Here is a 5,107-nt window from a genome sequence, read left to right on the forward strand (position 1 = left end):
TCTACTGCCTCTTCGTAGGTCTTTCCGCAATAGAGGGAATGTGTGTTGTACCCAGGGGTGGGATGTTGATCACCAGAGTAACCGATTTTTTTAGAATCAAATGGATCATATTCAAAGAGATTTTCATACAGCTCCTTCCTCAACGCCAAGAGGAAAAACGTGCCATCGTCAAATTCACCAGCATGTATTGAATGTGTATCGCTCAGCCCAGAATTTATATGTGGCCGAAATTGGCCTCTATACTTTACATCAATATCATTGAAAACATAAACACCTGCAACCTGTTTCACGGTATTATCAGATCCCGTGTACTTCTCTTTCTCCAACAATCCATCTGCATTCAGGTGGTATTTCAACATGTCTCTAAACATGATGACGTTGTTTGGGATTTCAATTTTTTTCATTTTCACAAACTCAAGCGGCGGAAGGCTTGTTGACGATACGGAATGAAAGCCCATACGTTTTTGACAACTTTCGCGTTCCGGGTCTAACTTGGACTGGTTATCATCAGGCAGTGGTGTATGGGTAGAAGCCAAGGTGTTAGCCTCAAAAATATTTGCATCTGATATTGGAAGTGAACTAGCAACAGCATTTCCTTTCTCAATTGTGATATTGAATTCATCAACACGCATCTGATTCAACCACTTTTGGATACTTTGGATAGAAGCCTCTGAAACAACTTTAACTTGTTGATTATTGAACTTTGCCGGAGTGCCCGCTGTTGATTCAGGTTCTTTTTGTTCTTGCAACGTCGGTTTTTGGTAAGCTGATGCTGATGTGGAGGGGGTCATTAAATTGCCTCTTAAGCTGATTTTACTAAGTTGATGACTTGATATTCATAAATTTCCAGCGGTCAGAACGTATCATTTGGCCTGCATGTAAGCTTTATGACCACTAATCCCAATGGAAGTTTCGTGTGACTGACAGGTGCCATTGCGGTTATTGGCGGTAATGGTGGCAACAACCCGCAAGAGCAGTAAGAGCCAGTAGTGATGCGGGTAGGTAATGGCGGGATTTTCATCGGTGGAGCAGGAATATGGTATTCGAATCTATTGAGCTATTGGCTAAGCCGGTTCCTGTTCAATCAGTGAATACCGGGTGGCTATATGACATGGGTGTGTCCCTTGATGTTTTGCGCCTGGATCAACTTGACCCCGTGATCAGTGGTAACAAGTGGTACAAACTGAAACACAATCTTATTGCCGCACAGCAGGGGGGCAAATCTACCATTCTCAGCTTTGGTGGTGCCTGGTCCAACCATATTCATGCACTGGCTGCGGCGGGTCATCGTTTTGGCATGCCAACCATTGGCGTTATCAGGGGAGAGCCGGGGGAATCTCTGTCAGCAACGTTGACCGATGCGGTTAACTGGGGAATGCAATTACACTACCTGTCCAGAAGCGATTATCGGCGCAAAAATGAGGCCGGATTTGTCAACCATCTTTTCCATCAATTCGGCTTGTCAGCACAGGATGTGTATGTTGTGCCGGAAGGCGGGAGTAATCTGTCCGGTGTGCAGGGTTGCCGCGAAATTCTGGCAGCAGGAGGAATCTCTTCAGGAAGCTATGATGAGATCTGGCTGGCTTGTGGCACGGGAGCCACGCTGTCAGGGGTGGCGCTGGCTGCGGCAAAAGAGTTGCCGCAGACGCAGGTAACCGGTGTCGCCGTCCTTAAAGGAGGCGATTTTTTGCGGGGTGATATTCATTACTACACCAGGCAGGCATTGGCTAACTGGACACTGTTGACGGACTATCATCATGGCGGTTACGCTCGCACTACCAGGGCGTTGCTGTCGTTTATAAAATCCTTTGAGCAGGAGACGGCAATCCCTTTGGATCCGGTATACACCGGCAAAGTCATGTTTGCCATCCGGCATTCACTGGCGGAAAACCTGAAGCAAGGCCTTCCCTGCCGGGGCAGACGCCTGTTAGTGGTTCATACCGGAGGGCTTCAGGGGCGGCGCGGAATAAAAATATAAGAGCAAAACAACAATGGTGCAGTAATGAATACTTCCATAGCCCGACAGATTGCCAGAATTGTTCTTGAAGGGTTCAGTGACTATCGAACACGCTTTACTGACATCACTCTGGGTGCCCGGGACCGTTTTCTGAATGCGGACTGGAGTGCTGCGCAAAATGCCGCTTCTGACCGGATTAACCTTTACCAGGTTGCCGTCACCGATGTGATGACAACACTGGCATCACAGGTTGAGGCGTCCTATCTCAGCGACAGTAGCTGCTGGCAGGATGTGCATGATGCTTACCTGGATTTGATCTCTTACCGAACCGACCCTGAACTGGCGGAAACCTTTTATAACTCCATCTACCGCAAGGTGTTCAATGGCGAAGCGGTGAATCCCCGTCACTGCTTTATTCAGTCTGAATTCGATGGCTTTAAGGTTCACAGTGCCAGGGGTATTTATCGATCCTATGCTTTTAATGATCAAAGCCAGCAGCAGGGGCTGGTCAGCCAGGTTGGCCAGATACTGGATGATTTTAAGTTTGAACTGCCTTGGGAGTACCGTCGCAGGGATATTCGCAATATCATCCATGCGCTGCAAAAGGCTCAACCGTCATGGGTCCGGCGCAGTAATGTGCGGGTGGATGTGCTGAAGTGGGTCTTTTATCGAAACAAGGCGGCTTATCTGGTGGGCAGACTGGTGGCAGGAGAGGACCTGCAACCGTTTGTTCTGGCGGTTCTTAATAATGAACAGGGAGCGCTCTACGTTGATGCCCTGCTCTGTGAAAACGACAGCGTCAGTGTGCTGTTCAGCTTTACCCGCTCTTATTTTCTGGTTGATGCCCGGATTCCTTCCGAATGTATTGAATTTCTGCACACGCTGGTGCCTGAAAAAAAACGTGCCGAGCTTTATAACTCCATTGGTTTCTTCAAGCATGGTAAAAGTGTCTTCTATCGGGATTTTCTCCAGCACTTGCAACACTCTGCTGATCAGTTTGTCATCGCTCCGGGTGTAAAGGGCATGGTGATGTCGGTATTTATGCTGCCTTCCCTGGATATGGTGTTTAAAGTCATCAAAGATCATTTTGCCCCGCCCAAAGATATCAGTAAGGCCATGGTTAAAGACCGGTACTATCTGGTGAAAACCCATGACCGGGTGGGGCGGATGGCAGATACTCAGGAGTACTCCAACCTGATGCTGCCCCGTTCCCGGTTCAGTGACGAGTTATTGCAGGAGTTGCAGCAGGTAGCCCCCTCTACCGTCATTGTCTATAACGATAAGGTGCTGATTCGCCACCTCTATACTGAGCGGCGAATGATGCCCATGAATATCTATGTTGAACAGCTGGTTGACGATGGCAACGAGCAGGCTCTGGAAGCGGTGCTTGATGAGTATGGGCGGGCGATCAGGCAACTGGCCGCTGCCAATATCTTCCCGGGCGATATGCTGCTGAAAAATTTCGGGGTCACTCGCCATGGTCGTGTGGTTTTCTATGATTACGATGAAATTATTTATCTGACCGAGTGCCATTTCCGTGAGATACCGGAGGCGCTCTATCCAGAGCAGGAAATGTCCGCTGAGCCCTGGTATTCGGTCTCACCAGGGGATATTTTTCCGGAAGAGTTTCCGGTTTTTCTGTTTCCCGATCTGGCAATCCGCAAACGTTTTACCCGTCTTCACGGCGATCTTTTTACCGCCAGTTACTGGCGCAGTGTTCAGCAGCAGATTACCCAGGGGCAGGTTATGGATGTATTGCCATATACGCCATCACTGCAACTGAAAAAACACCGTGCCAACCGGGCTGTGTTCCGTCAAAAGGCAGTGCCTGTGGTATAACAGGCTCTGCCTGGGATCTGTCCCAGAATAACTTCATCATTCTACTCAGTCTGGGAATAAAGCCGCCGCCCACTTCCCGCTGCCCGCTGCCCGCAAAAGCACAAGCGGTTCCGGCTTTTCGGGTAGCGGTTAGCGGGTAGCGTCAGTAGAAATGTGGAAGTTAATTCCTTAATACTGCAATGTCAGACTTGATCCTGGATGAAAAGTTCTTTAGAGACCTTCATCGCTTTCTCAGGCCAGTCATCAGGCACAATAAACAAATGCAACGGCGTCTGAAGCCCTTGATGGATTGCCCTGATATAAACCGGTCGTTTTTGCGGTTGCAGTTGGCGCAGCGCCGCATCATGATCGAGCAACTCTGCAACAGGGTTCTGATTCAACCACTGCACCTTCTGAGGAATCTGGAAACGGATATTCCTGGTTATGGACCGGGTACTCAGATGGAAATGGCTTTGTGTTAACCAATAACCTTGCAAATGATTCGGGTTGCAGTACTCCGGTGGCGGGCATAGCACTGCATTCTGTTTTGTTTCTGACTGAGTCATTGGCTTGATGTCGGACAGTTGCGTTATTGCTGGTTCATCTGTGCACAGGGGGTAAAACAGCCTTCCCTGTATCAGGATCTCTTTAACAACGGGCAGTACAATCCCCAGCGTTAATAACGCTCGCTGCCCTTCATGGGTATCACTCAACAGGGCTTGGTGATGGAGCAAGTGATCCATCTTTCGGTCCAGCCGGTCCCTGAGCCCGGGACCGACCCAGTGTCGCCATGGAGACCCCATGGCATTGTCAGCTTCACCAGGCATACCCAGATAAAATTTAACGGCCAGCTCCCGGTGAATGAACTGGTTTTTCAGCTGGTAGATAAGGTCATATTCACCCAGTGTGGCAGGCTGACCATGTTTCTCGCCATTCACTTGCAGGTTATAGGCTATGGTCTGGCTATCAGGAAGCTGGCTCAGCAGGAACTGCCAGAGGGTTTCGTTGAAAATGCCGAGCAGAGGATTGCTTCTCTTGTTAACCAGACTGGCCAGAAGCGCCAGCTGCTGTTGGTCAGGAATAACCGGGGCTATTCCGGCCGGTAAGGGGGAATCCAGAAACAGAGGACTGGCCGATCGATTAAATAATGGCGGGCTGTTTTGTACCCACTCTACTGCCTGTTGTAGAGTTTGGTTTATGCTTTGGTGTAAAAATCTGTTCATGACTAACGCATACTAACTCACATTCCAGGGTGACATCACTGAGTTTATGGAACGCTTCAAAAGTCATGGGGTCAACTACTTAACAGGCTCTGCTTATGGTGTTCAGGCT

At 49.0% G+C, this 5,107-nt stretch carries 4 protein-coding genes; 2 read left to right on the forward strand and 2 right to left on the reverse strand.

The genetic code is table 11. The features are described 5' to 3' along the window. The coding region (locus tag KDK15_RS01910) for a hypothetical protein (protein ID WP_257293677.1) at positions 1 to 791 on the reverse strand (791 nt) is incomplete at its 3' end. A gap of 245 nt (positions 792 to 1,036) precedes the next feature. Between KDK15_RS01910 and KDK15_RS01915 the strand changes: the two genes are divergently transcribed. Together KDK15_RS01915 and aceK are read left to right on the forward strand one after the other, a co-directional pair. Then, the gene (locus KDK15_RS01915; RefSeq protein ID WP_257293678.1) at positions 1,037 to 1,978 is read left to right on the forward strand and encodes a 1-aminocyclopropane-1-carboxylate deaminase/D-cysteine desulfhydrase; all 942 of its coding nucleotides are present in this window, start codon (positions 1,037 to 1,039) and stop codon (positions 1,976 to 1,978) included. A gap of 24 nt (positions 1,979 to 2,002) precedes the next feature. Next, on the forward strand, positions 2,003 to 3,796 hold the full coding sequence (gene aceK / locus KDK15_RS01920) for a bifunctional isocitrate dehydrogenase kinase/phosphatase (protein ID WP_257293679.1): 1,794 nt from the start codon (positions 2,003 to 2,005) through the stop codon (positions 3,794 to 3,796). 182 nt (positions 3,797 to 3,978) lie between these two features. Here aceK and KDK15_RS01925 read toward each other — a convergent pair whose 3' ends face one another. Then, entirely contained in the window at positions 3,979 to 4,998 is a 1,020-nt protein-coding gene (locus tag KDK15_RS01925) for a DUF1853 family protein (RefSeq protein WP_257293680.1), read from the reverse strand. Positions 4,999 to 5,107: the final 109 nt, after the last annotated feature.

Source organism: Endozoicomonas sp. YOMI1, from assembly GCF_024606345.1.
Taxonomy (GTDB): domain Bacteria; phylum Pseudomonadota; class Gammaproteobacteria; order Pseudomonadales; family Endozoicomonadaceae; genus Endozoicomonas.

What these genes read in the sequence shown, in the direction of transcription:
- KDK15_RS01915 (WP_257293678.1), top strand. Translation starts at nt 1,037, where the DNA reads ATGGTATTCGAATCTATTGAGCTATTGGCTAAGCCGGTTCCTGTTCAA.
- aceK (WP_257293679.1), top strand. Translation starts at nt 2,003, where the DNA reads ATGAATACTTCCATAGCCCGACAGATTGCCAGAATTGTTCTTGAAGGG.
- KDK15_RS01925 (WP_257293680.1), bottom strand. Translation starts at nt 4,998, where the DNA reads ATGAACAGATTTTTACACCAAAGCATAAACCAAACTCTACAACAGGCA.